This is a genomic window from Coprococcus comes ATCC 27758, from assembly GCF_025149785.1.
Classification (GTDB): Bacteria; Bacillota; Clostridia; order Lachnospirales; family Lachnospiraceae; genus Allocoprococcus; species Allocoprococcus comes.
The window spans coordinates 1,181,371-1,207,702 of the sequence record NZ_CP102277.1 but is presented as its reverse complement, the minus strand read 5'-3'; the positions used below and the strand labels follow the sequence as shown (position 1 = coordinate 1,207,702).

The window sequence follows — 26,332 nt, the reverse complement described above, 5'->3', positions numbered from 1 at the left end:
ATAAAAGCTGAAGCCCCATAGCAATGATCCACATATACGCACATGTCTTCAGAATCATCAGTAATCTGACTTTTGGTTTTGTTTTACTGAATAGTGTTACCGGAGTGTAGCATCCAAAGGAAATAATGATGGCGGCAATCAAATCAAAAATCAAATATCCGACATCAAATGCTCCTTTCGGATCTGCTTACGAAGAACATGCTGCCATCAAGGATACTGCAGCAGAGGTAAGAGTGCTTCGCAAAAGACGTCTGATTCAAAAAGAGGTCCGGGAGTTATATAGTTAGTTACTTGTGGTTTTCCAGCTCCAGAACAACCACTTCACAGCTCCGTAAATTCAATGAATCCTTTTCACAATCTACCGTTCCATCTATACGGTTCGATAACCATACTTTTTCTATTTCGCTCTTCAGTTTGATTGTTGCAGCATCCTTTCCGAAATTAGCAGCCACAAGAATGCACTTGGATTCATCTTTACGGTAAAATGCCATGACTCCGTCCACATTTTCATATTCCGGAAGAAATTCTCCATAGGTAAATACTTCTTTCAGTTCATCCGATTTACGCAGTGCAACCAGTTTGCGATAATAATTCAAAACTGAATCTGGATCCTGTTCCTGAGCTTCCACATTCACGTCTTTAAATAAAGGATTTACCTTTAACCATGGAGTTCCTTTTGTAAAACCGCCATTTTCCCCGCTCGTCCATTGCATTGGTGTTCTTGCATTGTCACGGCTCATACGGCTGCATACTTCCAAGGCTTCCTGATCCGATAATCCCGCTTCACGGGCAGTATGATACTGGTCTTTTGTACTGATATCATCAAATTCCTCCATGCTGTTCCATTTGGCATTTTTCATACCGATTTCCTGCCCCTGGTAAATGAAAGGAATTCCTCTGAGGAGAAGGCTTATGGTACCAAGCATCTTGATTCCGTCCGGTGTCTGAGCATAAGATGGCAAAAATCTGGATGCCCCTCTTGGCTCATCGTGATTTTCAATGATATTCGCCTTAAAGCCATACTTCTGTGTTTCTAATTGTGCCTGAATGATCGCAGCTCTCCATTTCGCAAATTCCAGCTTCGGAGCATCATACCATCCATGTTCTCCGTCAGTGAGCGTATGGGCGCTAAAATCAAATATCGTTGAAAAATGACCGGTTTCTCCAATAAATTCCGGTAATTCATCCGGTTTCATGTTAAATACTTCTCCGACTGTAAAGGCATCATACTTTTCAAAAGTTGATTTTTTCAGATCTTCCAACAGCTCTCCTACTCCGTCTACACTTTCAACCATCTTCCAGCAGCTTGCCAGACCATCTTTCCCATCCGGTGCAAAATCAGGAAAATTCAGATCCTTCTTAATGTTTATGATCGCATCGATTCGAAAACCGGAGAGACCTTTTTCCAGCCACCAGTTGATCATTTTGTACAGTTCCTGCCGTAACTTCGGATTTTCCCAATTCAGATCCGGCTGTTCCTTTGCAAACATGTGAAAATAATATTTGTCCGTTCCCGGTACCTTTTCCCAACAGCTTCCTCCAAAATAGGAACGGTAATTGCTCGGTGGATTGCCGTTTTTTCCCTTGCGGAAATAAAAATAATCCGCAAACGCTCCATCTGGATCAGCAAGTGCTTTCTGAAACCACTCATGTTTATCGGAGCAATGATTAATAACCAAATCCATAATAATATGCATGTCTCGTTTTTTTGCTTCTGCCAGCAGTTCATCAAATTCTTCCATTGTTCCGAATTCTTCTGCAATTGCATAGTAATCCGCAATATCATATCCCTGGTCTACAAATGGTGATTTATAAATAGGTGATAACCAAATAATATCGATTCCTAATTTTTTCAGATAATCCAGTTTAGAAATAATTCCTCTCAGATCTCCGATTCCGTCTCCATTTGTATCCAGAAAACTCTTTGGGTAAATCTGATACGCTACTTTGTCATGCCACCACTTTTTTCCCATTTTTATCAACCTCTTTCATATATAATCATAGTATTTGTTCGCCATTGCGTTATTGCTTTAGCTGTATTATACTGCTATTATAAGATCTTATTTTTGACAAATCTTGCATTATTTTTTCATTATATAACACAATACTGCTATTATAGAGAGGACAAAAAATGAAAACGCCACATTCACTTATACCGGAGCAAAAAGAAAATATCAAACATGGAGAAGTTTATTTTCCAATCCAGAAGTATATTACAAAGCTGACAAAAGAAGCACCTGTCATAACAATGCACTGGCACGAGGAAGCAGAGCTTACCCTTATAACAAAAGGTTCCTGTGTCTACCAGATCGATTTAGTTGAATATGAGGCAAGTACCGGGGATATCCTGTTTATTCCCCCCCTGCTGCTGCATTCCATTATCCTGAAAAGCAGTCAGGACTTCTGTTCGGAAACCTATGTATTCCATATGAATCTTTTGGGAGGAAATACTGCAGATATCTGTTCTACCCGCTACCTTACGCCCATGGTAAACCACGAATTATCTTTACCCTGTCTCATTACCGCGGATCATCCTGCATATGATTCTCTTTGCAAGTCTTTTGCACAGCTTGCCTCCCTTTACGATACCCGGATGTTTGGATATGAACTCGCCATAAAATCTTATCTGCTGCAGACACTTTTTCTTCTGCTCCAGTACAGTAGCACAAGATTCTCCACGGAATCAGACTCTTCCGACAAATTAAAAATTGTACTTGATCATATTGATCTGCATTATGCAGAAGCTCTGTCGGTTTCTGAACTTGCAAAGCTATGTTATTTCAGCGAGTATCATTTTATGCGCTTTTTCAAAAAACACATGAATATGACCTGCATTCAGTATATTAACAATATCAGACTGGAAAAAGCGGTAGAGTTATTTGAACACGGTAACACCTCCATATTAGAGGTGTCTTTATCTGTTGGCTTTCATAATCTTTCTTATTTTTACAGAGCATTCAAAGCAAAATACCATATGACACCGCTGGCTTTTATAAAAAGATTAGAACTGGATTCTGTATAAGCTCATTCCCTGAGCGATTTTATATTTTCTTTAAATCCTGTTATTTTTTACGATAAATCCGAATCATCAAAGGCGTTTCTACCAAAAGCATGGCACCCCAGCCTGCCAGATAGGAATATGGCAACGCTTCAATTCCAAAGTTCCACAACAAAATCATAGGTGCTGCTGCAATGACTCGGACTGCCATATTGGTAAAACTACTCATCAGTGTCACCTTCAGGTCTCCGATTCCACGGAAGAATCCTTGAATTGCATTCGTAACGGCCGGAAGAATATACATCACAGCAATCAGATGCAGATAAATGACACCATGTCCTATTACTTCCTCATCTTTTACGAAAAGTGCCATTAGTTCTCCGGCAAATACCTGGCAGATCACCATAACAGCTGCTCCATAAACAATTTCCAGAATCATCCCACAACGAAATCCCTCCCGCATGCGGTCATTTTTTCCGGCTCCCTTATTCTGCGCCATAAGTGCCGTCATGGCATGGGCAATATTCTGTTCCGGTGTAATTGCAAAGTCATCAATCCGATTGACCACCGCAAAAGCTGCAGCCACGGAAACTCCCATCGTATTAACCAGCGCCTGGATCGCAATTTTTCCCATTTGCACGGTGGCCTGCTGCATGGCGGATGCCCATCCGTAAGCAATTGTTTTCTTCAGCAAACGTGAATCGAATACCAGCCATTTCTTACCCAGACGAAGAATCGGTACTTTTTTCTGTATATAAATAATACAGAACAGGCAGCACAGTGCCTCACTAAGCACTGTTGAAATGGCGCATCCATTGCTTCCTGCCTTTAGTACAATGACAAAAAACAGATCTCCGAATATATTCAGGACTGCACTGATAATTAAGAAATACAAAGGCGATGCACTGTCTCCCAAAGCTCTTAAGGTACTGGAAAAAAAGTTATACAAAAAGGTGAACATTAGTCCCAGAAAAATAATCCGTAAATACTGCCGCGTCATCTCCATAATCGATGCATCTACCTGCAGCAGATGCAGGATCGGTACAGCAAATACCACGCAAAGTAAAGTCAGAAAAAATGAAAAAACTACTCCCGACAACATGGTTGTACTGATCTGCCTGTGCAAAGTCTTATAATCCTTTGCCCCATACTGAATTCCCATGAGGATACTTGCCCCCATACATAATCCATTTAAAAACAGTATCATAAGCGTACTGATCGGATTACAGATACCAACTGCCGCCAGCGCTTCTTTCCCCACAAAATGCCCTACGATGATGCTGTCCATCGCATTATAAGTCAGCTGAAACAGATTTCCCAAAACAAGCGGCACAGTGAAATTCACAAGAATCGGCATGATTTTCCCGGTTGTCAGATCTTTTGTCATCTCATTCCTCTCCTTCGGTAAAATTTAAAATTAATTCTCTTCCGTTTTCTTTCTTTTTCTTTCAGAAACCCTTGGCACTGACTGAAGAGTAATAGATGGAATTTTTAAACCCATTATTCCCTTCAGAATCCAGGTAAATGATAACATGACCAGAACCGGAATGGCACAGGTTGTCACAAGCAGCACTGCCACGCCCTCTATAATTCTGTTTAATCCATCCTCAAAAGCAGAGAGTTTTTCTGTAGCGACTTCACCTACCGCATCAATCGCATCATCAACCTTATCCTTCGCATTATTAAGAAATCCACTGAAAGAAAACTTTTTATCTTTCGTTTCTTGTGCTTCATCCTTCTTGTCTGCGTTTGCAGAGGTATCTCCCTCATCTAATAATTCTTCCGTATCTTCCAGTGTAAAATCAGCTTCATAGGACTTTGCATAGGTTTCATTTACCATATTCGTCACCCATGCACTGGTAGGAACCAGTCCCCACAAAAGAACACCCAGAATGATACTCTTGATTCCGATTCTGTAGATAAATTCTTTCCATCCGTTTTTCAAAAAGTTGCCTGTTGCCAGAAGCACGCATCCAATAGGAAATAAGATTTTAAATGCAATATACCCGGTGATAGTCAGTAAATATTTTTCAACAATGATCACTGCATAAACGATCACCATATAGCCTGCGACATCTGCCAGCTTATTCGCGATCGGAGTTGCGGCTTCTCCCGGTATTGCTGCAGCACCTGTTGCAAGAGCGGTTGCTGTTCCGGAAAGTCCAAGTGCTTTTTTCTGCAATCCATTCAGCGTTTTGATAACCCAATGGTACGATTCGACAGAAGTTGCCCATTTGGAAACAACAAAAAATGATGTAAGAGCAATCCCAATGCAAATCAGCATCATGATCAGACGATTTCGCATCGGTTGCTTATAGTTTCTAACTGTGATTTCATGGCTGTCTGCCATCATAGGTTCTTTCATACTTATTTTCCTTTCATGCTATCTATTCTCGGATAAAGAAAGGATCGGATACACGCTCCCGATCCTTTCCACCTTTTCAGTTTTCTATTTGTCCAAAACCGCAACCTGAATTGTCTTTACTGCTTCCTCCATACATTTGATGTCCTCGGCACGCAACTTAATATCCAGACACTTTACAGTATCTTCCACACTGGAAGCTTTTCGCATTCCAACCAGAAGACTCATTCGGTCATACTGAGATAGTGCCCAAGCTTCTACCAGCGTTGCAAAACTGCAATGATATTCCTCACAAAGCGGTTTCCAGATTTCAAAAGCCTTGCGAAGTCCTTCTTTTTTCTCCGGATCTGTCCAAGGTATTCTGGATCGGATATCGGTTTTTGCAAATTCACGGTCCATAAAGGCAGGAGAAGTTAAAAATCCTTCCTCCAGCACACCATAGGTCTGAAATACCGTGTTATACTTTTTACACAGATCAAAATATTCTCTGCCATGGAAAGGAGAGAGAATACTGAAAAATTCCTGTACAACAGATACGTTTCCGCCGGCTGACTGATATGCAGACAGATCTGCCGGCTGACTGTTAGAAAGTCCATAGGTGCGGATCTTTCCTTCACGAACCAGATTTTCCAAAGCTCCAACCGTTTCCTCCACCGGAAAGCTGCCGCAGACATAATGTACGATAACAGAATCCAGATAATCGGTTCCCATTCTGCGCAGAGAGTCTTCCACGTCCTTTTTCACTGCTGATGCGCGGGTGTCATTGTTAACAGTATAACCGTCTCGTTCATAATGAAAATTACCACCCTCATTTCTCCAGTTCAGTGAGCATTTGGTCTGCAAAACAAAATCATTTCTTCTGCCCTTCAGTGCCTTACCAAGCAGTTCCTCACTTACTCCTGTGCCATACACCGGTGCGGTATCGATGTAATTCACGCCATGTTCATGACAAATATCAAGCAGGCGCTTCGCGTCCTCAACTGTAGAATCTCCGTCTGTCCAGACACTTCCGCCGCCAAGCCCCCAAGTACCTAATGCAACCACAGAAACATCGATGTCCGTATTGCCAAGCTTTTGAAATTTCATTTTAATTCCTCCGTTTTTCGTTATTCTTTCCTGCTTTTTATGCAGTATCCTAACCGTACAGCGTTCCCCTCACAAGGCTGTCTATATTTAAAAAGACAATTTTGTCACATCTGTGCGTTACTTACTTTACCTATTAGTATATACCACGCTCCGGAATAAGTAAAATAAAATCACTTTACCATTTCAAAAGCCACATGAATTCATCAAACCGGAATCGATTAATAACCCCAACTGATTATTTCCCAATTCTTTTTATCTTTTGTTTTCACTAAATGCCACTGCCAGTTGGTATATGTAGCATTAGGATTGAACCCACCATCTCCACCTTTTTCGTCTGTATCAAAGGTTAATAATACTACAATAAGTTCTTGATTATTTTCTTTCCAATCCATTACTTCTTAGTTATAAAATGTGAACGCATGCGTTCACTATTCCAACTGCTGTTCAACCAAAACTTTTTCCATTATACAGTGCAAAATAAAAGAGACTTCACTCACCATGAATGAAGCCTCCTCAAAATACAATACTGTGAATGATTCACAGAACATATTTTATCGCAAACCTTTTAAAAATAGAATAAATTTTACCAAACGACAGTTTTCAAAAAAGCTTGCAAATATGCACGCTCTTGTTGTTGCACTTTTCTTCAGATTGTCTACAAACATCTGATAAGCTTTTTGAGCATAAATTCAAACACTGTCTCTTTCGTCGGAATCGCAGGGATTCCACCTCTCTTTTGCACACACAATCCAGCAACTGCATTTCCCAAAACAGCACACTTTTTGATTTCTTCCCATTCCATTTTTTCAACATTCTTATTCATAGAAAGGAGACTGCATAATACGCCTCCCCAAAATGAATCACCTGCCCCAGTCGTGTCGACCGCATGTATCTGAAATGCTTTGATGATTTCTTTTCTGCTTTTTGTTGCCATAAGAACGCCCTGTTCTCCCAATGTAATGGCAACCAGCTTTGGTCCCATGGCAAGGAGTTGATCTGCAGCCTGCTCATAACTTTTCGCTTCTGCCAACAGAGTACTCTCTTCATCCGATACCTTCATGACATCTACCAATTCTATGACAGATCTCATTTTTTTCACTGCATGCTCTTTGCTCTTCCAAAGAGACGGGCGATAATTTGGATCATAGGAAATAAGTGCACCCGCTGCTTTTGCCATTTTTACCGCTTCAATCGTTGTACTTTCTGCCGGTTCATCTGTCAGCGATAATGATCCAAAATGAAAAATTCTACAACCTGAAATTAATGTCTGATCCAGTTCTTCTTTTTTTAACTGTGTATCTGCACCCGGTTTTCTTGCAAAAGAAAAATTCCGTTCTCCATTTTCACCAATTTCCACAAATGCCAACGTTGTAAAATAACCCGGGTCTTCGACAATAGCATCTGTATTGATTCCTTCCTTTTGCAATGTCTTCTTTAAAAATTTACCATGCATATCGTTTCCAACTTTTCCAATAAAAGATGTGCGATACCCAAAGTGGCTTGCAACGGTTAGAAGATTTGCCGGAGCACCGCCGGGATTCTGTTCGAACAATTTTCTCCCATCCTGACTGTGTCCTGCTTCCGTAAAATCAATCAACAATTCACCCAATGCCACGATATCAACTTTTTCTTCCATTTTTCAGTTCCTCCACAATCTCGTTATAACGTTTTTTATTTAACCGGTAGAAAAATAATACAACCGCAGTCACAATCCACAGTACACCTGGAATCGTTGTAAATGCATGTTTCATAATTGAAAGTACAATTGCATTTTGTGTCTGATTTGCAATATAACCATATTTTCCAAGTAATCCTGCTAAAAGTGCTGTTCCAACTGCCATTCCGATTTTATTTCCAAGTGAAATAAATGCATACTGAAAACCATCATTTCTAAGTCCGGTTTTCCACTCCCCATATTCCACACAGTCTGGAATAATTGCATAGATTGCGGTATTAAATCCAGAGAAAAAAAACTGTGTGAGACCAGATAATGCATAAAAAATAGCCGGTGATTCTTTGGCATTGAAGAAAAACATAGACAACATGGAAATTCCTGTAAATAAAGCAAAGAGAGATGCTGTTCTTTCTTTGTTATTCAACTTGCGGAATAATGGTTGAAAACAGGCTGCCCCGATGATAGAAGGAATAATGATGCACATCGAATAAGTTGTGTAGTAGGAGGCATTCCCTTCCACATATGTAAAGTAATACAGAATATCTGCGTTTCTACCATACAATGTAAATCCAAATAATATCTGTCCTGCCAATGCAAGAAGATATGGTCTGTTCTGCATGACTGCTTTCAACTGTATCTTTACAGAAATTTTTTCTTTTTCCGGAGTAATCACTGCCTCTTTCGTCTTCGCAAAGCAGAAGAAATGACAGGCTGTAAAAATACATCCATATATAACCGCAACCGTCAGATATCCTGTCTTTGCACTATGACTGCCGAATTTGCTGAGCAGTGGAACTGTAATAATATTTAACACACCAATTGCAATCATCGCTGCAACCGAACGGGATGTATTTATTTTTGCACGTTCATCAATATCCTGTGTCATAGCACCACACAAGGTTCCATATGGAATATTCACACAGGTATATCCCAAAACCAGCAGACAATATGTAATTACCATATAAATGATCTTTCCATTCTGCGGCCAGTCGGGTCTTGCCCAGAATGTCATAACAAGAAGAATCGCTGTAATTGGTGCCGCTACTAACAGCCATGGACGGTACCGTCCCCATCTCGATTTTGTTTTATCCGTAAGTCCCCCGACGATTGGATCATTGATTGCATCCCAGAATCTTGAAAAAAGCATAAGTGCTGACACAGCCGCCATACTGATTCCGAACACGTCTGTATAAAATATCATCAGAAAATTACTGACGAACATCCAGCTGAAATTACATCCAACATCACCAAACCCATATGCAATCTTACTGATCAGCGGTACTTTTCCATTTTTGTTTTCGCTTCCCATATGTTCCTCCTATTTTTATCAGAGTTTCTGACAGAACTCTATCCTTTCCTCATTTGGTCCCTTAATCATAAAAAACTTCACACCATTTTCCCAAAATGGTAGTTCTTCGATTCCGTCTGTAATAATTGTGTATTTTTCATTGCAGATTTTCTGATACATACTTTCAATGTCTTCCACATCAAGTGCAACATGTTGGTATGCACCGTCTGACATTGCCGCCTGCCCATTTTCAAAAGTCTCTATACAGTAATTTTTTATCTGTAAAAATGCCACTTTTTCCCCTGCTTTTTCATTATAAGACTGCATAATCACTTCAAATCCAAGACTCTTATAAAACTCAACTGTTTTCTGTAAATCGTTTGTCGGAAGCCCGACATGGGCAACTCCGACAATTCCATATTTATTTTCCATACGAACTCCTTACTTTTCACTGACGTTGATAATTACTTTCATCGTTGTCTCGCGGTTATCATCAATATACTGGTATGCTTTCAGATAATCTTTAAAAGCAAATGTCTTTGAGATGAGCGGTTTCAAATGAACTTTGCCCTCATTTACCAGTCTGATTCCATCTATGTAATCATCATGGCGGTACATCATCGTGCTCTTAATGTCAAGTTCGTGGTCATTTGCCACTGCAAGATCTACTTCTGCCATTCCTGCAAAAACAGCCACCAGTACAATCGTGCTTCCTTTTCTTGCATATTTAATTGCCTGTCCCATTGTGATATTGTTTCCGGCACAGTCGTAGATCACATCCGCCTTGTCCGGTCCAAATGCTTCGAGCATTGCCGCACCGAAGTCTTTATTTTTGGTATTCACACACACATCAATTCCACATTCTTTTGCCTTTGCCAGTCTAAGATCACTGATATCTGTGATCATCACTTTCGCTGCCCCCATTCCTTTTGCTGCCTGTGCCACGAGATTTCCGATCGGTCCTGCGCCAAGGACTGCAATATTCATGCCAGCCACATCGCCCATCTGTTTTACACCATGAACTGCCACGGCAAGAGGTTCGATCATAGCTCCTTCTTCATAGGACATATCTTCTGGAATCGGTGTTACTTTAGATGCATCCACTGCAAAATACTCAGATGCTGTTCCTGTCGTCTGAAATCCCATTACTTTTAATTCCTCACAGAGATTATACTTTCCATGACGACATGGATAGCAATGTCCACAATATACCTGAGGCTCTATCGTCACCTTCTGTCCCACATGAAACTCTGTGACATTTTTTCCAAGTTCTGTAATCTCACCGGAAACCTCATGTCCCTGTGTTACCGGATATTTTGTAAACGGATGTTTTCCATGATAAACATGAATATCTGATCCACAAACACCAATATTCATAATCTTTACCAACACCTGATTTTCCTTTACCTCCGGAACCGGAACCTCTCTGAAAATAATTTCTCCTGGATTTGTCATTACCTGCTGTAACATAATTGTTTCCTCCTTTTTATGTTGTTTTGTTTTATGTTTTATAAAATGTTTTATCAAAGTAATTATATTATCACCATGTAAACACAATTTGTCAATATGTTTTTTCATATTTTTATATATTTCATAATTTCAAAATATATTTTTTGTATATTTTTCACAATTAACACGCGAAAAAACGGAAAGGAAACCGTAGTTACTGTTTTCTTTCCGTTTTTTACTATAATATCTTTTTTTAATTTTACACAACTTCTCGTTTTTCACACATATAAAGCGGACATCCGGATTCGCTTTGCAACCTGTCAGTGGGCGCTTTTAACTCCAACAGACTAAACATCCCCTTACCCTACGCACCAGATGCGGTGTACTGCTTATCTTCGTTCAAAAAATTTACAATTCTACCATATGTTTTGTAAAAAAGTATTTCGCGGCTCCAACAGCCGACGCTTCTTTCTTATACGAACAATTTTTCAAGTATGAAACATCATGCTCAAAGCCATTATATGCCATCACTTTTTCTCCCAGTGGTATCATATAATCTGACAATACACCTCCCACATCACCTCCTAGTATGATATCCATATCATATGCCATCCGCAGATTTGATATCAAAACAGCAAGATGATCCAGATACTCATTCCATATCTGCAAATTTTTTTCATCACCACTTTCAATTTTTTCCATAAATGCATCCAGTGACTGCCTGTTATCTTGTGTCAGTACACTTGCAGCACAATATGCATCTGCACATCCTGATTTACCACAATAACACTTTCTTCCACCGGGAACGAGTATCATGTGACCAAACTCCCCTGCTTTCTGGTTTTGCCCTCGAAACAGCTTTCCATCTATGCAGAATGCACCTCCTAAGGTGTGGTTTAAAGACAGATATATCGCATTTGGATACTTTTGCTTTTTTTCTGCAAGCATTGCAGCATTAGCATCGTTTTCAAAATATACTGGAATTTCCAGAGCCTGCTCTAAAAAGCGCAGACTATAATTCTCTATACCTAAAGCATGGGATTTTAAAACGATCCGTTCTTTCTGATCAATAATTCCTGGAATCGCCACTCCAATCCCAAGTAGCGTATCCTTCGCTAATTCGCCTTCAAGAAAAGTTTTGACCTTTTGTGCCACCTCTGTACAATAGGATAATTCTGCCGTAAATTTTAAACGGATGCGATCTTTTTTTATAATCTCATCTCCAAGATTTACTAATACCATTTCTATATGATTCGCTGTAATCAAAATTCCCATTGCATGACAGTATGACTTATTAATCCCTATACTTTTTGCCTTCCTTCCACCGGTTGAAGCATATTCCCCAGTTTCTTCCAACACCCTTTTTTCTAACAAGTCATTCACATTTGCTAACACAGTCGGCATACTCAAGTTTAACTCTTTTGCGATTCCCGCCTTGGATGTAACATGATTGTTTAGCACATAATTAATTATTTTTTTTCTTGTTATATTTTTTTTATCTTTATTTTCCGTTTTCTTACCCTCTTTTATTAAATATATTATAAAAGAATTATATGCTTTTTTATTCTTCTTGTAAAGTAATGTTTTATAATAAATCTCCAACAAAATTTATCTTATAAACAGCCAAAAATTCCCGAAGGAGCTTTCCACGCTTTAGATATACACCAATTCTTTTAACACAATCTCTTCTGCAATATTACGAATACCATTTACCAATCAGCCAGCTTTTATCCTAGTTTGGACAATAAAACACAAGTCTCTATATGCGTAATGGTTCAGTGTCTTATTACGACTTCCTTCTAAAATTGGACCCGAATGTGCCGGAGCATCAAACTCCTCGTCCTCCTCCGGAGCACCCATTACCAAGTCTCCGTCAGACAAATCGTCCATAATGCTCATCCAACCTTCATGCCACGTAACTTCCGATACATCGCAACCAAATAAGAATTTTGCAGCGTCCAGTACATTTCCATCGAAGAACGGGTACTTCTTATAAAGAACTTCCTTTACCTTTGCATACTCATCTGCGTTATTAATTGCTTCCACTGGAAAAATCACATGGAATCTAGGTGCTGCTGGATGTGATCCCTTTGGCAACATGTGATGTCGACTCGGTACCAGACAATAATCGATGTCTGGAAACATCTCATCCATCTTGGCTTCTGTAATGAACTCCAATGGTTCATCCGTGTGATCGTTATCCACATCCATGACGATGGCATTCGAAGTCACGAAATTGTCCTTGCTTCTGTAGTTACCTTTATACTCAGCGCAAACATGATCTTTTTTGACTGCTTCCTGGAGAACATCAGCACTATCTACTTCCACCCTGTGTGGGTAGTCGCAGTTAGCTTTATTCCCGGTGCAGTCGGCTGTGTAAATAACAAAATTCATATTTAACGTTCCTCCTGCAATCTCTCTGGCCCAATCTCCAGAGCTCTGTTTGTTTCGTTACACAAACTATCGAAATATCTGATTTTCTTCCCGTGTCTCTTGGCTTTTGCTATCTCAGCGCACATGCCTGCACTAGCTTCTCCACCAAATACCCACAGCTCGTCACACCTTCCAAGCAGCACCATATCCATAAACATGGCCAACTCTCGTTCTGACTCTTCTTTCATATAAAGAGGAAGCAGTAAATGCGGCGCGAGTGGTATGGCATCCTGGCCCACTGCGAATCGGCTGTACCGTTTTGCTGCTTCTGTATTGGTAACAACATCACCGGAATACTTAGAGCAGATGTAGACAAGCGACAGATACTTCTTCTTACTTGCCTTCACGATTGCTTCAGCTGCAGTCGGATCAGGATAACCTTCTTGATTACGTCCAAATACGCTCATGGCTCTCACTCTCCTTTCGTTAAAAGTTAGAAGTTTTACCTTCTTCAACTTCCTAAGGGGAATTGGCCACCCAGATTCCGGCCCATTTCATAAAATTCCAAAAAAAATATGTCGGCACGAATCGCTTCCTTATATAAGCGAAACAGCCTGACATTTTTATTTTCACAAAACCCAGAATTTCATCTCGCACTTTCCCTTAGGTAGTTAGAAGGGCATGAGGCACCAGTCAAAAAGAAAATTTAAAAAGTTTTCAAAAAATCCGGAATCCACTCCCTCGAATCCCCTTAGGAAGTTAGAAAGGCAGAAAGCCAATCGGAAAGCGAGGTTAAGACGATGACAAACACAAGAGATTCTGCCAGTCCTATTGATGCAGTTAATGAAGAGCTTATTGACACGCTCATTGCCATCAGCGTCGTAGCAAAAAGACTGGCAGCCAAACTAAGACAATCTACTGAAAATCAAAGAGAAAGTGAGGAAACTGAAAATGAGTAAGATGTCGAATTTAGATCTTGTCCTTGATGAGATGATCACCACTGGACAGAAAATGATTGATGCAGCTACTGCATTAAAAGAAATGTTCTCAGAAACTGCTCCTGAAATGAGCAAGGTTGAAACAAAAACCAAAAAGAAAGAAGCACCTGCACAGGAAGCTGAAGTTAAGAAATACTCCTTCCAGGAAGTACGTGGAATCACGGCTTCACTTGCTGGTAAGGGTAAGAAAACTGAAGCAAAGGCCCTCTTAACAAAATATGGTGCTAGTCGCCTGAGTGATGTGAAAGAGGAAGATTATCCTGCTTTAGTGGCTGAGGCCGAGGTACTTGCAAATGGCTAAGCACGCATTCCTCTCCGCATCAGCTTCGCATCGATGGATCAACTGTCCACCTTCTGCAAAGCTCTGCGAAGGAATCAAAGATGAGTCCTCTCATTATGCGCAGGAAGGTACCGACTGTCATGAGCTTTGTGCCTACTTAGTAGAAATGGCGCTGGGACGTGATGTAGAAGATCCAACTGAAAACCTTACTTATTACAGTGGTGAGATGCAAAACTGTGCGGAAGAATACAGAGATTATGTTCTGGAGCAATTCGAACGTTCCAAGAAGTTCTGCAGTGACCCTATGGTATTCATTGAGCAGAGACTGGACTTCTCTCGATGGGTTGAGAACGGATTCGGAACTGGCGACTGCGTCATCATTGCAGATGAAGTTCTCCACATTATTGATTACAAGCATGGTCTTGGAGTCCTTGTGGAATCCGAAGGTAACAGTCAGATGATGTGCTATGCGCTCGGTGCTTTAGAGGCATTCGATGACTTGTATGACATCAGCACTATCGAAATGACAATCTTCCAGCAGCGAAGAGAAAACGTATCTACCAGCTCCATCAGAAAAGATGATCTTCTTAAATGGGCTGAGGATGTATTGAAACCTACCGCTGCCCTCGCTTATGAAGGCAAAGGTGAATTTAAGGCTGGTGACCACTGCCAGTTCTGCAAAGTAAAAGCTACTTGTAGAAAACGCGCAGAAACCAACCTGGAACTTGTAAAGTACAATTTCGAGATGCCTGCTACCCTTGATGATTTCGAGATTGCTGCAATTCTTCCAAGAATTGACCAGTTGATTACCTGGGGAAATGACATCAAAAATTACACACTGACACAAGCACAATCTGGAACCCACTATGATGGTTTCAAAATCGTAGAAGGCAGAAGCAACCGTAAATACACTGACGACGACGCTGTCGCAGAAGCGGTAACCACCGCTGGATACGATCCATATGAAAAGAAGCTTCTTGGTATTACTGCCATGAGCTCACTGCTTGGAAAGAAGCAGTTTGATGAGATTTTAGGTGGGCTTGTTTATAAGCCACCAGGCAAACCTGCTCTTGTTCCTGAGTCTGATAAAAGATCAGCAATGAACACTGCAGCAGATGATTTTAATGACAATTAACAGGAGGAAAATATTATGTCTAAGATCGCAAACCCTACAAAAGTTATTACAGGAGTAAACACAAGACGGTCATACGCTAACGTGTGGGACCCTAAGTCAATCAATGGAGCCGCACCAAAGTACAGCGTTTCTCTTATCATTCCAAAGTCAGATACCGTAACCGTAAACAAAATTAAAGCCGCAATCCAGGCAGCCTACGAGGAAGGTGAATCCAAGCTTAAGGGAACCGCTAAGGTTTGTCCTGCACTTGATGTTATCAAGACTCCTCTTCGTGACGGAGACAAGGAGCGTCCTGGTGATGAAGCTTACAAGGACAGCTACTTCATCAACGCCAACTCTGCTACTGCCCCTGGTATTGTAGATGCAGATCGTCAGCAGATCATTGATCGCTCCGAAGTTTACAGCGGCGTGTACGGTCGTGCTTCTATCAACCTTTACGCTTTCACTTCCAACGGTAATCGTGGAATCGCATGCGGACTTAACAACCTTCAGAAGATTCGTGATGGTGAACCTCTTGGCGGGAAGTCTAGAACTGAGGATGATTTCGCTACTGAAGAGGATGACGATTTCTTAAGCTAATCTGCAACATAATAAATCCGGCTGGCAGTAGCACAACTGCTGCCAGTCATCTTAGAAAAACGAGGTGAAAAATGACAACTTATCAAGAATTAATGTTATCGGTTTGCTTTGGCGCCACAATGGGATACCTTCTCTTTGGACTCGGAATGATGATCCATGAAGCTGTCTACTTTATCAAAAAGAAAGTCAAAGCACATAAGGAAAAGAAAAATCAGCAGAACGCTGATGGCAATGAAAGGACAGGTGACAATCGTGTCATTGCTCACCTTGCCAGAGAATCATGGCGTGCAGAGGTATTCAAAAATGGTGGTGACATTTACTGTACGAGTGCCAGTCAGATGTTCCATGTACCGGTTGAGAAACATGGCATCAACGGTCACCTTCGTCAAAAAGGTAAGATTGCGGATCTGGCTCTTGGCTACGGCGGCAGTGTCGGCGCACTGAAGGCAATGGGTGCCCTCGAAATGGGGCTTACCGAAGATGAGCTCCAACCGCTGGTAGACGCCTGGAGGCAGTCCAATCCAAATATCGTAGCTCTCTGGTGGGACTTTGATACGGCCATCAAAAATGCAATCAAGATGCACTGTAGCACCGCCTCTCACTCCTTAAATTACTGCTCCAATCTTTCACCTTTGTAGGCTCATCAAACCAATATTCCTTCAAAAGCGGAATCAGCTCATACTCAACAATTCCAGACAATACTTGGTCATCAATCGTGTCCGGTAGCAGATTGCAGAAATAGCTATGTCCTATACAGAAGCCATCGCCTAATGATTCATCATTAGATATCACATTATTCAGACTCTCCACACAGGCAATCAGTTTATCAAATTTCTCATTTTCTAAGCTCATTCTATATTCTCTGAATCCATCCGTTGTAAAGCCCGGCTTGATTTCAAAGAAAGCAAATCTTCTTCTGAGCGCATAATCCAACATAGCCAAGCTACGGTCAGCTGTATTCATCATTCCAATGATATATATATTCTTAGGTACAGAGAACTTCTCATCAGAATATAGAAGCTGTAACGAAACGCCTCTTTTGTCATTTTCAATAAGCATAAACAGCTCACCGAATATTTTACTTAAGTTACCTCTGTTGATTTCATCAATGATAAAGAAGTAATCATTATCTCCATCGATTTCAGCCTTCTTACAGAAGTTATAGAAAGCACCTCGCTTCAGTTCGAATCCATCCGTCGAAGGTCTAAATCCCATGATGAAGTCTTCATACGAATAGCTTTGATGGAACTGAACCATCATAACTCTTTCTACATCTTTTACTCCCATCATAGAAAATGCGATTCTCTTGGCAGCAAAAGTCTTACCAACACCGGGAGCACCCTGAAGGATAATGTTTTTCTTTATACGAAGGATTCCAGAAAGCTTTTCATATTCCTCTTCAGGCATAAAGACTTCAGACAGGAAATCTTCCTTTGTGTATGGTGGATATGTTTTCTCCACATCTTCAGCATCTTCTTCTGTTTCATCTTCAAATAAAGAATTGAGCTTTTCTACATAATCAGTGTATGAAGTAATATCTGTTAAAGTTTTCATTACAGCCTGACCTGGATGTGGCCATTCTCCATTATGAGTCCAGTCTACCTGACGGATATTTTTATATTCATCGTCTCTAGTGTCAGCTATATATTTTCATCCTCGTAGCGCATGCGGTGAAATGTTCCGCAGAATTCACTGGAACAATCGCGGCTGCAAATCCATCGTCTGGCGCTGCATCAGTAGACTGGAGCCAACCGGGCAGGAATGCCACGCAAGAACTGTCAATGAGACAGTATTGGAGAATGTGGTAGTTCAGGCCATCAACACGCTCCTTGGTGATACGTCCACCTACCAGGCACAGCTCCAGCAGAACATCGCAAAGGTGATCCGTAGTGCTCAGCAAAAAACCGCTGATGGCATTGACGAAAGACTGCAGGAGCTTCAGAAAGAGCTTCTCAAAAAAGCCAATAACAAAGAGGCCTATGATGAGATTGCCGACGAGATCTTCAAACTCCGGGAACAGTGAGAAAAATGTACGGTTGACACTGCCGCCAGAGACGCACAGATTTCCCGCATCAACGAACTGCAGGACTTCATCAAGCAGCAGTCCGCACACCTGGACGCCTTCGACGAGGCCCTGGTAAAACGCTGGCTTGAGCGAATCATCGTCCGGGAGGACCACTTCACTGTGGAACTTAAGTCCGGACTGAAAATTGATATTGAAGGATAATCCCCTAGACGCACGAAACCCTCTCGACCATGATGGCCGGGAGGGTTGTTTGTTATTCTGCTTTACTCACAGGTAAATAATAAATCTTTCCATCTTTTGAAATGAGCTGTACATCCTCTGCATACAACTCAGATTTATCTATTTTATGTGTACAAACATGACCTGCCTTCTGTGCTGTGATCATACTTGCAGTTTTTTCTTCTATTCCTCGGAAGTTTAAATTATCATTAAACAATCCTGGAATAAAATGAATTACTCCATCAAAGCCTGCTCTCTTTCTTCGTGACTCATCAGCCTCTATTCCTAATCGGTCAGCAGTACCTTCATGCCAAGCAGTAAGTCGTGTCTGTGTATCTGATACCTGTTTCGAGTATGTAGGTAATAATGCCATACACTGTTCTCTCGAAACTGTGCCAAGATGCAAAGTATATCTCAAATCAGAAATCTTATATAAGATTTCCAGAAGCGATTGTTGATACATAAACCAATTTTGTGCATTTCCTAAAGCTTTTTCATAACCATCGTAATTAAGGCCTGATTTCTTTGCAAATCCAGCCAAAGTAAGATTAGCTTGTCCTAGAAGCTTAGTACACTCTTCCTCTAAGCTATCAAGCTGAGCAATCTTCGAAAGTCGAAGCTCATCATTTTCCAAAATCTCCGTCTGAAAATCAGCAATCTTTTTAACATGAGCTACCAGCGAAAATACCCTACTTCGATATTCATTATCCTGAAAATTCTGTATCTGAGAGATACCATCACTGATTACTCCAAGCTCTGCATTAATCTGCGTCATGTAATACTGCCCGACAATCATTGATGCTACACCCATTGCTGCTACTGCTGTTCCTTTTTGTGCTTCAACAGCTACAAGATTTGCGTGACCTCTAATTCCATCAGCTCCATGATAAAAACCTCGAACTGCTCCTTCCATCGCTTTGGAATCTGTTAACTTAGCACCCGCTGGAATTATGGCTCGATACAAAACCTCACCATTTGCCTTGACAGCCTGTGTGGCATTATTGGCCGCATTTCCAGCCTGTGCCAGTCCCGGAACAAGATTATTTATATGGGCAAGCACCTTACTATCCGTAATCTCAACAAGTTTAGTTTCATCCGAAATCGCATCTGCAGGAAGTATTCCTATCTGAATAACCGGATCATTTGCAACTTCAGATGCTTGCAATTTACTGCTTGATGTTTTACTTACAACAACTGCTGTATTACCCAGCTCATTTTTGGTTCGTTTGTTTTTTACGTATAGCACAATACCTCCTGCTATTGCAACCACAATGCACGCGCCAATTATTACATATTCCATTTATCGTAATACCTCCTATCGTTTATTCATAAAAGGCTTTGCTATTTTCGCGAATTATAGAATTCTGTAATCTTCAATTGCCCCCACTGGATGAGCTGTTGTTTTATCAAACAAAACTATATTCTTACCAGTCTTAGATACTGTACTACCATAAATTATTCCCGCGTATCCTAACGAAATATAATACTGCGCCATAGTTTGAAAAGGTGCATACATTAAACTTTTATTATCCTTTTCATCAAGCGGTTCAAATATCTGTTCTGAAAGTAATTTTGAATACGTATATACTCCCCATTTAGTAAATAGCTTCTTAAATTCTTCTACATTCACGTTGTTCCTTAGAATAAAACCTAATACTTTAGATTTTTTTATACTTTTCTTAACCTGTTCTTGACCATAAGTCTCCAAGCCATCATTCAGAGCTTTATATGTCATTTCATCCGCTATTGTTAAATCTACTACCTTAAGTGCTGTGCTATCAGCGGCAAATTGAAAATGACAAAAACCAAATCTATCATTTTGTTTAACTCGACATTCGGCCTGTGCACATTCATGTATCGCCGCCTCTTTGCCTATTGCTAAATACAACCATTCTACCCCTGAAGGACTAAATCTGTTATCTTCCTTTATAAATTCTGTCTTCGGAATAAAACGTTCAAAATCAGGATTCTCATCTTCTCCAAGAATAGTACCTCTGCCGACACAATATTTCTCAATCTCAGATATTAAGACTGTATTATATTCTATTCCAGCATTCTTATTAAACAAGTCATCATAAACTCTCAAGAACGTATTCTTCTTTGCTGAAGCAATATCATCAAAAGAAAAATCTCCTTTTGAAAGTGCATCTCTAAACTCTTGCCACGTCTTCTTAATTGATTTTTCACTTTTTTCAATACCGCTAAAATCAAATATCTGCCCCAAAACATCTATCCCCCTTACATCTATTCCACTGCCTACAACCACCCAAAATGGTCGAGTTGCCGGATTGGTTGTCACCCTTTTTCATTTTCCAAAAATCATCCCAAAATGCCTGACATCTAATCCGAGGTTACAACCTGACATACATTTTGCAGTAGATATGTTTCCATACAAGAAAACCGAGCTTTCCGCAAGGCTTCTCTGATGATACTAACCTTACAAAAAGCCCGGAAATACGCCACTTTTCAGCCTTTATTTATCTTTTCTTGACAGCAAACAGACCGTCTCGACGTGATAAGTGCTCGGAAAAAGATCCACACACCCAATCCGTTCTACCTGATATCCTCTTCCCTGCAGAAGCTCCAGATCTCTTGCCAGGCTGGTCGGCTTGCAGGCAATATAAACCATTCTTTCCACACCAAAATCAATGATCTTTTCCAGTGCTTTCGGATGCACACCGTCTCTTGGTGGATCCAATACGATCAGATCCGGTACTTCACCCAGATCATCGATTACTTTCAACACATCTCCAGCCCAGAAGGTACAGTTATCGAGTCCATTTAAAGCAGCATTTTCTTTTGCAGCCTCTACAGCCTCTTCAACGATCTCCACACCTACTACTTTTTTTGCCACTGGTGCAAGGATCTGTGCAATCGTTCCGGTTCCACTGTAGAGATCAAAGATTACCTTATCTTTCGTCTCACCGATATAAGATCTTGCTGCCTCATAAAGCACTTCCGCGCCAAGGGAATTAGTCTGGAAGAAAGAAAATGGTGTGATCTTGAACTTCAGTCCCAGAAGTTCCTCATAGAAATAATCCTGTCCATATAAAATTTTGGTTCCTTCATCTTTTACCACATCCGCAAGGCTGTTGTTGGTTGTATGAAGAATTCCGGCAAGCTTCCCATCATAAGAAAGACCGGTAAGCTTTTCCACCAGTCTGGCTTCATCTAGCTGTGCCTCCGATGTTGTTACCAGATCAATCAGAATTTCTCCGGTGCGAACTGCCTTTCTCACAAGAAGATGACGGAAAAATCCAGTATGGCGCATTCTGTGATAATACGGAAGACCTGTATCTGTCGCAAACTCCAGAACAGCCTTTATAATTCGTCTGAAATCCTCATCCACAATCTTGCATTCTGTAACATTTACAATATCGTGAAAGCTGCCTCTTTTATGCATGCCAAGTGCAAGAGGTCCGTCCTTATATTCGTCTCCAAAAGAAAATTCCATTTTATTGCGATATGCCTCTCTGACCGGGCTTTCTTTAACACCCTCCCAGATATAATCACCATCAACCGCCGCATCCATCATTGCATGGATCTGCGCTTCCTTCATCTCCACCTGCTTTTCATACGGCAGATTCTGATAAGTGCATCCGCCACAAACTCCAAAATGCGGACATGCCGGCTGACATTCTTCCGGTGAATGCTCCAGAATTTCCAGAAGCCGTCCCTCTGCCTGACCTTTTCGTATCTTATTCACCGCGAAACGCACCTTTTGTTCCGGAACGGTATTCTTCACGATCACTTTTTTTTCTTCGTCCTCTACCACGGCAAATCCTTTATTCGGGAAATCTACCCTTTCTATATATCCTTCTAATATCTGTCCTTTTTTCATCTATCTATATACCCTCACATAGAAAAGGCAGGAATCTTTGACAATTCCTGCCTTCGCTGCTTTCTTAATATTACTGTACTTCATCTTCATCACTGAAGAAATCATTGTCGAAATCATCGTCAAAATCTTCTTCAAAGTCTTCCAGATAATCCGGAGTAAAGAAACAATATACTGCATATGCAATTGCTGCAACTGCTGCTACCGCACCGATAATTGCAAGAATCCAGAGAACAGTTGTCTTCTGATCATCATCTTTCTTATGCATCATATCGTTGAGTTTCGTTGTTGCAAGTAATTCTTCGATTCTGTTCATCTCCATACACGCCCTTTCTGCCGTCACTCTCTGCTTCGGCTCACTCATTGTTTATAGCTAGTATACCACAAATCCATGCATAATTTCCACCATATTGCACAGATTTTCCGAAAAAGAATGTGTTTCTTAGGCACATAGTGCAATTTTAGTCAATTTTCTGCAGTTTTGCAAACATGGCAAACATCTTCTTCGTGCCCGCCGTATCAAAGTCCACAGTCACTTCATAGTCTCGTCCGCCTTCTGTGATCTGTGTCACCAGACCTTCCCCAAACTTAATATGACGCACTCTGTCCCCCACATCATATCCCGGACCTTTTCCCTTGGTCACAGTAAACTGCTGTGCAGGCTTTGTCGCTGCGAACGCTTTTGTCGCAAATGCCTGCTTTGCCTGACGGTAAGTAGATACCTTTGGTTCCTCCTCTGTCTGCTCTTTTTTGAACAGGGCACCGGTAGAAAGCAGACTCAGCGGAATCTCTTTTAAGAATCTGGACATCTTATTATACTGTGTCTCACCATGTACCATCCGTCGTCTTGCACAGGTCAGCGTCAGATTCTCCTTTGCACGGGTAATTCCCACATAACAGAGTCTTCTCTCTTCTTCCAGCTCTGCCGGATCATCTGCCGTGATCGTCATATAGCTTGGGAAAATCCCATCTTCCAGGCCGGCGAGATAGACATGTGGAAATTCCAGGCCTTTCGCACTATGTAAAGTCATCAGCACCACATAGTCCGTCTCCTCATCAAGACTGTCGATATCTGCAACCAATGCCACTTGCTCCAAAAAACCGGAAAGTGTCGATTTTTCATCTTCTGCTTCACAGGACTCCTCGTATGCAACAATTTTATTCCGAAGCTCTTCAATATTTTCCAGACGGCTTTCTGCTTCTTCATCAGAATCTGCCTGCAGTTCTTCTACATATCCAGTTGCATCGATAATCTCATCCATCAATTCCGCTACACTCATGCGTTCGCCTTCGGCTTTAAAATGCTCAATCAGGGCTGCAAAGGATTCGATTTTGCCAAGCGCACGTCCGATTCCCGGAACCGATCCTGCAGCCAGGATTGCTTCATAGAAACTGATCTCCCGTTCCGTTGCATAATCCTGCACCCTTCCGATAGTTGTCAGTCCGATTCCCCTCTTCGGTACATTGATGATCCTCCGTACTGCCAGATCATCTTTTCCATTATCTACTGTTTTTAAATATGCCAGCAGATCCTTTATTTCGCGTCTTGCATAGAAGTTTACTCCACCAACGATCTTATACGGAACATTGGATACCACCATCTTTTCCTCGAATATACGTGACTGCGCATTGGTTCTGTATAAAATAGCGAAATCCTTATATTCTCTTTTTCCACTGTTCACCTTGTCTTTGATATCACTGACAATATAATCCGCCTCATCGTAAGCAGAATCAAACTGACGGAACTGAATCTTCTCACCCTCACCATTCTCGGTCCAGAGCGACTTCTCTTTTCGTCCTGTATTGTGACGGATCACTTCATTTGCGGCGTTCAGGATTGTGGATGTGGAACGGTAATTCTGTTCCAGCTTGATCACTTTCGCATTCGGATATTCTTTTTCAAAATTCAGGATATTCATGATATTCGCACCCCTGAATTTGTAGATCGACTGGTCGTCATCACCAACTACACACAGATTCTGATACTTACCGGCAAGAAGGCTTACCAGCTTAAACTGTACCGTATTCGTATCCTGATACTCATCCACCATGATATAACGGAATCTTTCCTGATAATACTCCAACACGTCCGGCTGTGTCTGAAGAAGCTGTACTGTCTTTAAAAGCAGATCGTCAAAATCGAGTGCATTGTTAGCTTTCAGCTGCTTTTCATACTCGGTATAAACCTGTGCAATCTTCTTTTTCGCCCAATCCCCTTCCGCACGAAGTGTCATCTCTTCCGGTGTGACAAGCTCATCTTTTGCAGAAGAAATCGCACTAAGAAGCGACCGTTCCTTAAACATTTTCGTATCAATCTGCAAATATTTACACACATCCTTGATCAGTGTCTTCTGATCATCTGCATCATAAATCGTAAAATTTGTATCATACCCAAGCCGGTCAATATATCTGCGCAGGATCCGCACACACATTGAATGGAAGGTGCTCACCCAGATACTCTCCGAACCGAATCCAACAATCTGATCCACTCTCTCACGCATCTCCCCGGCTGCCTTGTTCGTAAATGTGATCGCCAAGATATTCCATGGGTTCACACCTATCTGATCGATCAACCAGGCAATCCTGTGTGTAAGGACACGTGTCTTACCGGATCCTGCTCCGGCAAGGATCAGAAGCGGGCCCTCTGTATAGAAAACGGCCTCCTGCTGTCTGTCATTTAATGTATCATAAATACTCATATTTTTGTTCCTCTTTCTTCTCCTCTCTCGAGGCTCTATTGCATCATTATATTATAAAAAAAGTGGGGTGTCAAAGAATCTCTCGTCCCTATTTTTCGTCGTAAAAATAGAAAAATCCAGCTCCTTTTTTCTTATCTGTAAAATTTTGCAAAATATCTGGACTTTAAAATTTTAATGTGCTAATATGTCATTGTATGAATGAGTGGGGCAGTTTATGTCACACTCTTATTGATTATTTGTCATGGAGGGATAATATAATGAGTAGAAAAATCAGAACAGAAGCGGTCGATTCTTTATTTGATGCCGTTCTCAGTCTGAAAAGCAGAGAAGAATGCTACACATTCTTTGAAGATGTCTGCACGATCAATGAGCTTTTATCGCTTTCACAGCGTTTTGAAGTAGCTAAGATGCTACGTGATCAGAAAACATACCTGGAGATTGCAGAAAAGACTGGTGCTTCCACAGCAACAATCAGCCGCGTAAACCGCTCTCTTAATTATGGTAATGATGGATACGATATGGTATTTGAGAGACTTCAGGCAGGGGCTGAAGAATCCGAATCTTAATTTTACAGACACCGGCAGGAGTTGGTAGTAACAGCTATTGCCAAACACATAATAGCAAAAAGGAACGAATTTCAAAATCTGAAATCCGTTCCTTTTTTTATTCTTCTTAAAAAAGCTAACGCTTTTATTTTTTCTTATTCGGCTTTGGAAGTTCGTCCACCATTTTTTCAATCAGTTGCTTTTTCACATACACATCAAAACTGAGATTACAGATAAAGGCAAACTTCTGAAGCTGTTCTCTTTCTTCATCATCCACACATACAAAAGAATGCTCAGCAGTCTCATACGCCTTACGAATACTATCCTGCAACTCTCCGATCCTGCTTTTTTCCATCTTACAGACTTCTTCATAGATACTTTCCATGTCAAATTCCGAATCCACAGCAAAATATTTGTCTGTCAGTGGCTTTAACAAAATCTCAATATCTTTGATTGAGAGCAGGTTCTTAAAATAATAGACAAAAATTAAAACCAGAAGGTGCTCTTTGGAATACTTTTTCTTATTCGGAGGCGGAAGCAGATTGTTTTTCGCATAATTATTGATCATCGTTTTCGTCAGGATCTTATCATCCTCATAACGCTTCGTCGAACTGAGCTGTTCCTCCATAAAAGTTGTTACCTGATCCATATATAAATCTATATTCGGAATATCTACCGGATGAATATAATCAATTCTGCCGACACTTTCCAGGATACTGTTTAATAAATCTTCCGTATTTATCGTCATTCTTTTTCACCTCAATATAGATATTATATAGTAT

26 protein-coding genes and 2 pseudogenes are annotated in these 26,332 nt (G+C 40.9%); 9 read left to right on the top strand and 19 right to left on the bottom strand.

What is annotated here, in order from left to right; translation table 11 throughout:
• Positions 1-125: 125 nt before the first annotated feature.
• Positions 126-287, top strand: a complete 162-nt coding sequence (locus tag NQ556_RS05940; protein ID WP_008369388.1) for a hypothetical protein — start codon at positions 126-128, stop codon at positions 285-287.
• Here NQ556_RS05940 and NQ556_RS05935 read toward each other — a convergent pair whose 3' ends face one another.
• Entirely contained in the window at positions 288-1,973 is a 1,686-nt protein-coding gene (locus NQ556_RS05935) for an alpha-glucosidase (protein ID WP_022220087.1), read from the bottom strand.
• A gap of 158 nt (positions 1,974-2,131) precedes the next feature.
• On the opposite strand from NQ556_RS05935, the gene NQ556_RS05930 reads away from it, so the two are divergent.
• On the top strand, positions 2,132-3,022 hold the full coding sequence (locus NQ556_RS05930) for an AraC family transcriptional regulator (protein WP_008369393.1): 891 nt from the start codon (positions 2,132-2,134) through the stop codon (positions 3,020-3,022).
• Positions 3,023-3,062: 40 nt separating this feature from the next.
• On the opposite strand, the gene NQ556_RS05925 is transcribed toward NQ556_RS05930, so the two are convergent.
• The 11 genes from NQ556_RS05925 to NQ556_RS05875 all read right to left on the bottom strand — a co-directional run bounded on the left by NQ556_RS05925 (position 3,063) and on the right by NQ556_RS05875 (position 13,698).
• Entirely contained in the window at positions 3,063-4,385 is a 1,323-nt protein-coding gene (locus NQ556_RS05925) for an MATE family efflux transporter (protein ID WP_022220088.1), read from the bottom strand.
• A gap of 30 nt (positions 4,386-4,415) precedes the next feature.
• On the bottom strand, positions 4,416-5,363 hold the full coding sequence (locus tag NQ556_RS05920; RefSeq protein ID WP_008369399.1) for a hypothetical protein: 948 nt from the start codon (positions 5,361-5,363) through the stop codon (positions 4,416-4,418).
• A gap of 84 nt (positions 5,364-5,447) precedes the next feature.
• On the bottom strand, positions 5,448-6,446 hold the full coding sequence (locus NQ556_RS05915; protein WP_008369401.1) for an aldo/keto reductase: 999 nt from the start codon (positions 6,444-6,446) through the stop codon (positions 5,448-5,450).
• 218 nt (positions 6,447-6,664) lie between these two features.
• Positions 6,665-6,838, bottom strand: a complete 174-nt coding sequence (locus NQ556_RS05910) for a hypothetical protein (RefSeq protein WP_008369404.1) — start codon at positions 6,836-6,838, stop codon at positions 6,665-6,667.
• A 263-nt stretch (positions 6,839-7,101) separates the two neighbouring features.
• Positions 7,102-8,082: a carbohydrate kinase family protein gene (locus tag NQ556_RS05905; RefSeq protein ID WP_173699062.1), complete on the bottom strand. Its 981-nt coding sequence runs from the start codon at positions 8,080-8,082 to the stop codon at positions 7,102-7,104.
• Entirely contained in the window at positions 8,066-9,430 is a 1,365-nt protein-coding gene (locus NQ556_RS05900) for an MFS transporter (RefSeq protein WP_173699064.1), read from the bottom strand. The genes NQ556_RS05905 and NQ556_RS05900 overlap by 17 nt, the downstream gene beginning before the upstream one ends.
• 18 nt (positions 9,431-9,448) lie before the next feature.
• Positions 9,449-9,841 (bottom strand): VOC family protein, encoded by a 393-nt coding sequence (locus tag NQ556_RS05895; RefSeq protein ID WP_008369413.1) that lies wholly within the window; start codon positions 9,839-9,841, stop codon positions 9,449-9,451.
• Positions 9,842-9,850: 9 nt separating this feature from the next.
• A complete protein-coding gene (locus tag NQ556_RS05890) occupies positions 9,851-10,879 on the bottom strand; it encodes a zinc-dependent alcohol dehydrogenase (RefSeq protein WP_044998589.1) in 1,029 nt (342 codons plus the stop codon).
• 387 nt (positions 10,880-11,266) lie between these two features.
• Positions 11,267-12,460, bottom strand: a complete 1,194-nt coding sequence (locus NQ556_RS05885) for an ROK family transcriptional regulator (protein WP_330383111.1) — start codon at positions 12,458-12,460, stop codon at positions 11,267-11,269.
• Between the two features lie 114 nt (positions 12,461-12,574).
• The gene (locus NQ556_RS05880) at positions 12,575-13,252 is read right to left on the bottom strand and encodes a hypothetical protein (RefSeq protein ID WP_008369423.1); all 678 of its coding nucleotides are present in this window, start codon (positions 13,250-13,252) and stop codon (positions 12,575-12,577) included.
• A gap of 2 nt (positions 13,253-13,254) precedes the next feature.
• Positions 13,255-13,698 (bottom strand): DUF7768 domain-containing protein, encoded by a 444-nt coding sequence (locus tag NQ556_RS05875; protein WP_008369426.1) that lies wholly within the window; start codon positions 13,696-13,698, stop codon positions 13,255-13,257.
• Positions 13,699-14,031: 333 nt separating this feature from the next.
• On the opposite strand from NQ556_RS05875, the gene NQ556_RS05870 reads away from it, so the two are divergent.
• The 5 genes and pseudogenes from NQ556_RS05870 to NQ556_RS05850 form a co-directional block, all read left to right on the top strand.
• Positions 14,032-14,190: a hypothetical protein gene (locus NQ556_RS05870; RefSeq protein ID WP_008369428.1), complete on the top strand. Its 159-nt coding sequence runs from the start codon at positions 14,032-14,034 to the stop codon at positions 14,188-14,190.
• Positions 14,183-14,530: a hypothetical protein gene (locus NQ556_RS05865; protein WP_022220481.1), complete on the top strand. Its 348-nt coding sequence runs from the start codon at positions 14,183-14,185 to the stop codon at positions 14,528-14,530. Before NQ556_RS05870 ends, NQ556_RS05865 begins: the two co-directional genes overlap by 8 nt.
• Positions 14,523-15,644 (top strand): DUF2800 domain-containing protein, encoded by a 1,122-nt coding sequence (locus NQ556_RS05860; RefSeq protein WP_008369434.1) that lies wholly within the window; start codon positions 14,523-14,525, stop codon positions 15,642-15,644. Before NQ556_RS05865 ends, NQ556_RS05860 begins: the two co-directional genes overlap by 8 nt.
• Positions 15,645-15,659: 15 nt before the next feature.
• A complete protein-coding gene (locus NQ556_RS05855; RefSeq protein WP_008369437.1) occupies positions 15,660-16,223 on the top strand; it encodes a DUF2815 family protein in 564 nt (187 codons plus the stop codon).
• 251 nt (positions 16,224-16,474) lie between these two features.
• Positions 16,475-16,837, top strand: a pseudogene (locus tag NQ556_RS05850) (DNA polymerase); the annotation flags it as partial.
• Here the strand turns inward: NQ556_RS05850 and NQ556_RS05845 are convergent.
• Positions 16,797-17,870 (bottom strand): annotated as a pseudogene (locus tag NQ556_RS05845) (AAA family ATPase); the annotation flags it as partial. The pseudogenes NQ556_RS05850 and NQ556_RS05845 overlap by 41 nt on opposite strands.
• Before the next feature lie 28 nt (positions 17,871-17,898).
• Here NQ556_RS05845 and NQ556_RS05840 point away from each other — a divergent pair.
• The gene (locus NQ556_RS05840; protein WP_243257458.1) at positions 17,899-18,246 is read left to right on the top strand and encodes a recombinase zinc beta ribbon domain-containing protein; all 348 of its coding nucleotides are present in this window, start codon (positions 17,899-17,901) and stop codon (positions 18,244-18,246) included.
• A 256-nt stretch (positions 18,247-18,502) separates the two neighbouring features.
• Here the strand turns inward: NQ556_RS05840 and NQ556_RS05835 are convergent, their stop codons facing one another.
• The 5 genes from NQ556_RS05835 to pcrA form a co-directional block, all read right to left on the bottom strand.
• Entirely contained in the window at positions 18,503-19,768 is a 1,266-nt protein-coding gene (locus NQ556_RS05835; RefSeq protein WP_204575886.1) for a hypothetical protein, read from the bottom strand.
• A 54-nt stretch (positions 19,769-19,822) separates the two neighbouring features.
• Positions 19,823-20,692: an RES family NAD+ phosphorylase gene (locus NQ556_RS05830; RefSeq protein WP_147574913.1), complete on the bottom strand. Its 870-nt coding sequence runs from the start codon at positions 20,690-20,692 to the stop codon at positions 19,823-19,825.
• A 249-nt stretch (positions 20,693-20,941) separates the two neighbouring features.
• Positions 20,942-22,309: a 23S rRNA (uracil(1939)-C(5))-methyltransferase RlmD gene (gene rlmD, locus NQ556_RS05825; RefSeq protein ID WP_008369449.1), complete on the bottom strand. Its 1,368-nt coding sequence runs from the start codon at positions 22,307-22,309 to the stop codon at positions 20,942-20,944.
• Between the two features lie 70 nt (positions 22,310-22,379).
• Positions 22,380-22,622 carry a hypothetical protein gene (locus NQ556_RS05820; RefSeq protein ID WP_044998722.1) on the bottom strand — a complete coding sequence of 81 codons (243 nt, stop codon included), beginning with the start codon at positions 22,620-22,622 and terminating at the stop codon, positions 22,380-22,382.
• A 145-nt stretch (positions 22,623-22,767) separates the two neighbouring features.
• A complete protein-coding gene (gene pcrA, locus NQ556_RS05815) occupies positions 22,768-25,005 on the bottom strand; it encodes a DNA helicase PcrA (RefSeq protein WP_022220321.1) in 2,238 nt (745 codons plus the stop codon).
• Between the two features lie 257 nt (positions 25,006-25,262).
• Between pcrA and NQ556_RS05810 the strand changes: the two genes are divergently transcribed.
• Entirely contained in the window at positions 25,263-25,571 is a 309-nt protein-coding gene (locus NQ556_RS05810; RefSeq protein WP_022220320.1) for a YerC/YecD family TrpR-related protein, read from the top strand.
• Between the two features lie 124 nt (positions 25,572-25,695).
• Here the strand turns inward: NQ556_RS05810 and NQ556_RS05805 are convergent, their stop codons facing one another.
• On the bottom strand, positions 25,696-26,298 hold the full coding sequence (locus NQ556_RS05805; protein WP_008369458.1) for a DUF1836 domain-containing protein: 603 nt from the start codon (positions 26,296-26,298) through the stop codon (positions 25,696-25,698).
• Between the last annotated feature and the right edge of the window lie 34 nt (positions 26,299-26,332).

What these genes read in the sequence shown, in the direction of transcription:
- NQ556_RS05940 (WP_008369388.1), top strand. Translation starts at nt 126, where the DNA reads ATGATGGCGGCAATCAAATCAAAAATCAAATATCCGACATCAAATGCT.
- NQ556_RS05935 (WP_022220087.1), bottom strand. Translation starts at nt 1,973, where the DNA reads ATGGGAAAAAAGTGGTGGCATGACAAAGTAGCGTATCAGATTTACCCA.
- NQ556_RS05930 (WP_008369393.1), top strand. Translation starts at nt 2,132, where the DNA reads ATGAAAACGCCACATTCACTTATACCGGAGCAAAAAGAAAATATCAAA.
- NQ556_RS05925 (WP_022220088.1), bottom strand. Translation starts at nt 4,385, where the DNA reads ATGACAAAAGATCTGACAACCGGGAAAATCATGCCGATTCTTGTGAAT.
- NQ556_RS05920 (WP_008369399.1), bottom strand. Translation starts at nt 5,363, where the DNA reads ATGAAAGAACCTATGATGGCAGACAGCCATGAAATCACAGTTAGAAAC.
- NQ556_RS05915 (WP_008369401.1), bottom strand. Translation starts at nt 6,446, where the DNA reads ATGAAATTTCAAAAGCTTGGCAATACGGACATCGATGTTTCTGTGGTT.
- NQ556_RS05910 (WP_008369404.1), bottom strand. Translation starts at nt 6,838, where the DNA reads ATGGATTGGAAAGAAAATAATCAAGAACTTATTGTAGTATTATTAACC.
- NQ556_RS05905 (WP_173699062.1), bottom strand. Translation starts at nt 8,082, where the DNA reads ATGGAAGAAAAAGTTGATATCGTGGCATTGGGTGAATTGTTGATTGAT.
- NQ556_RS05900 (WP_173699064.1), bottom strand. Translation starts at nt 9,430, where the DNA reads ATGGGAAGCGAAAACAAAAATGGAAAAGTACCGCTGATCAGTAAGATT.
- NQ556_RS05895 (WP_008369413.1), bottom strand. Translation starts at nt 9,841, where the DNA reads ATGGAAAATAAATATGGAATTGTCGGAGTTGCCCATGTCGGGCTTCCG.
- NQ556_RS05890 (WP_044998589.1), bottom strand. Translation starts at nt 10,879, where the DNA reads ATGTTACAGCAGGTAATGACAAATCCAGGAGAAATTATTTTCAGAGAG.
- NQ556_RS05880 (WP_008369423.1), bottom strand. Translation starts at nt 13,252, where the DNA reads ATGAATTTTGTTATTTACACAGCCGACTGCACCGGGAATAAAGCTAAC.
- NQ556_RS05875 (WP_008369426.1), bottom strand. Translation starts at nt 13,698, where the DNA reads ATGAGCGTATTTGGACGTAATCAAGAAGGTTATCCTGATCCGACTGCA.
- NQ556_RS05870 (WP_008369428.1), top strand. Translation starts at nt 14,032, where the DNA reads ATGACAAACACAAGAGATTCTGCCAGTCCTATTGATGCAGTTAATGAA.
- NQ556_RS05865 (WP_022220481.1), top strand. Translation starts at nt 14,183, where the DNA reads ATGAGTAAGATGTCGAATTTAGATCTTGTCCTTGATGAGATGATCACC.
- NQ556_RS05860 (WP_008369434.1), top strand. Translation starts at nt 14,523, where the DNA reads ATGGCTAAGCACGCATTCCTCTCCGCATCAGCTTCGCATCGATGGATC.
- NQ556_RS05855 (WP_008369437.1), top strand. Translation starts at nt 15,660, where the DNA reads ATGTCTAAGATCGCAAACCCTACAAAAGTTATTACAGGAGTAAACACA.
- NQ556_RS05840 (WP_243257458.1), top strand. Translation starts at nt 17,899, where the DNA reads ATGTTCCGCAGAATTCACTGGAACAATCGCGGCTGCAAATCCATCGTC.
- NQ556_RS05835 (WP_204575886.1), bottom strand. Translation starts at nt 19,768, where the DNA reads ATGGAATATGTAATAATTGGCGCGTGCATTGTGGTTGCAATAGCAGGA.
- rlmD (WP_008369449.1), bottom strand. Translation starts at nt 22,309, where the DNA reads ATGAAAAAAGGACAGATATTAGAAGGATATATAGAAAGGGTAGATTTC.
- NQ556_RS05820 (WP_044998722.1), bottom strand. Translation starts at nt 22,622, where the DNA reads ATGAACAGAATCGAAGAATTACTTGCAACAACGAAACTCAACGATATG.
- pcrA (WP_022220321.1), bottom strand. Translation starts at nt 25,005, where the DNA reads ATGAGTATTTATGATACATTAAATGACAGACAGCAGGAGGCCGTTTTC.
- NQ556_RS05810 (WP_022220320.1), top strand. Translation starts at nt 25,263, where the DNA reads ATGAGTAGAAAAATCAGAACAGAAGCGGTCGATTCTTTATTTGATGCC.
- NQ556_RS05805 (WP_008369458.1), bottom strand. Translation starts at nt 26,298, where the DNA reads ATGACGATAAATACGGAAGATTTATTAAACAGTATCCTGGAAAGTGTC.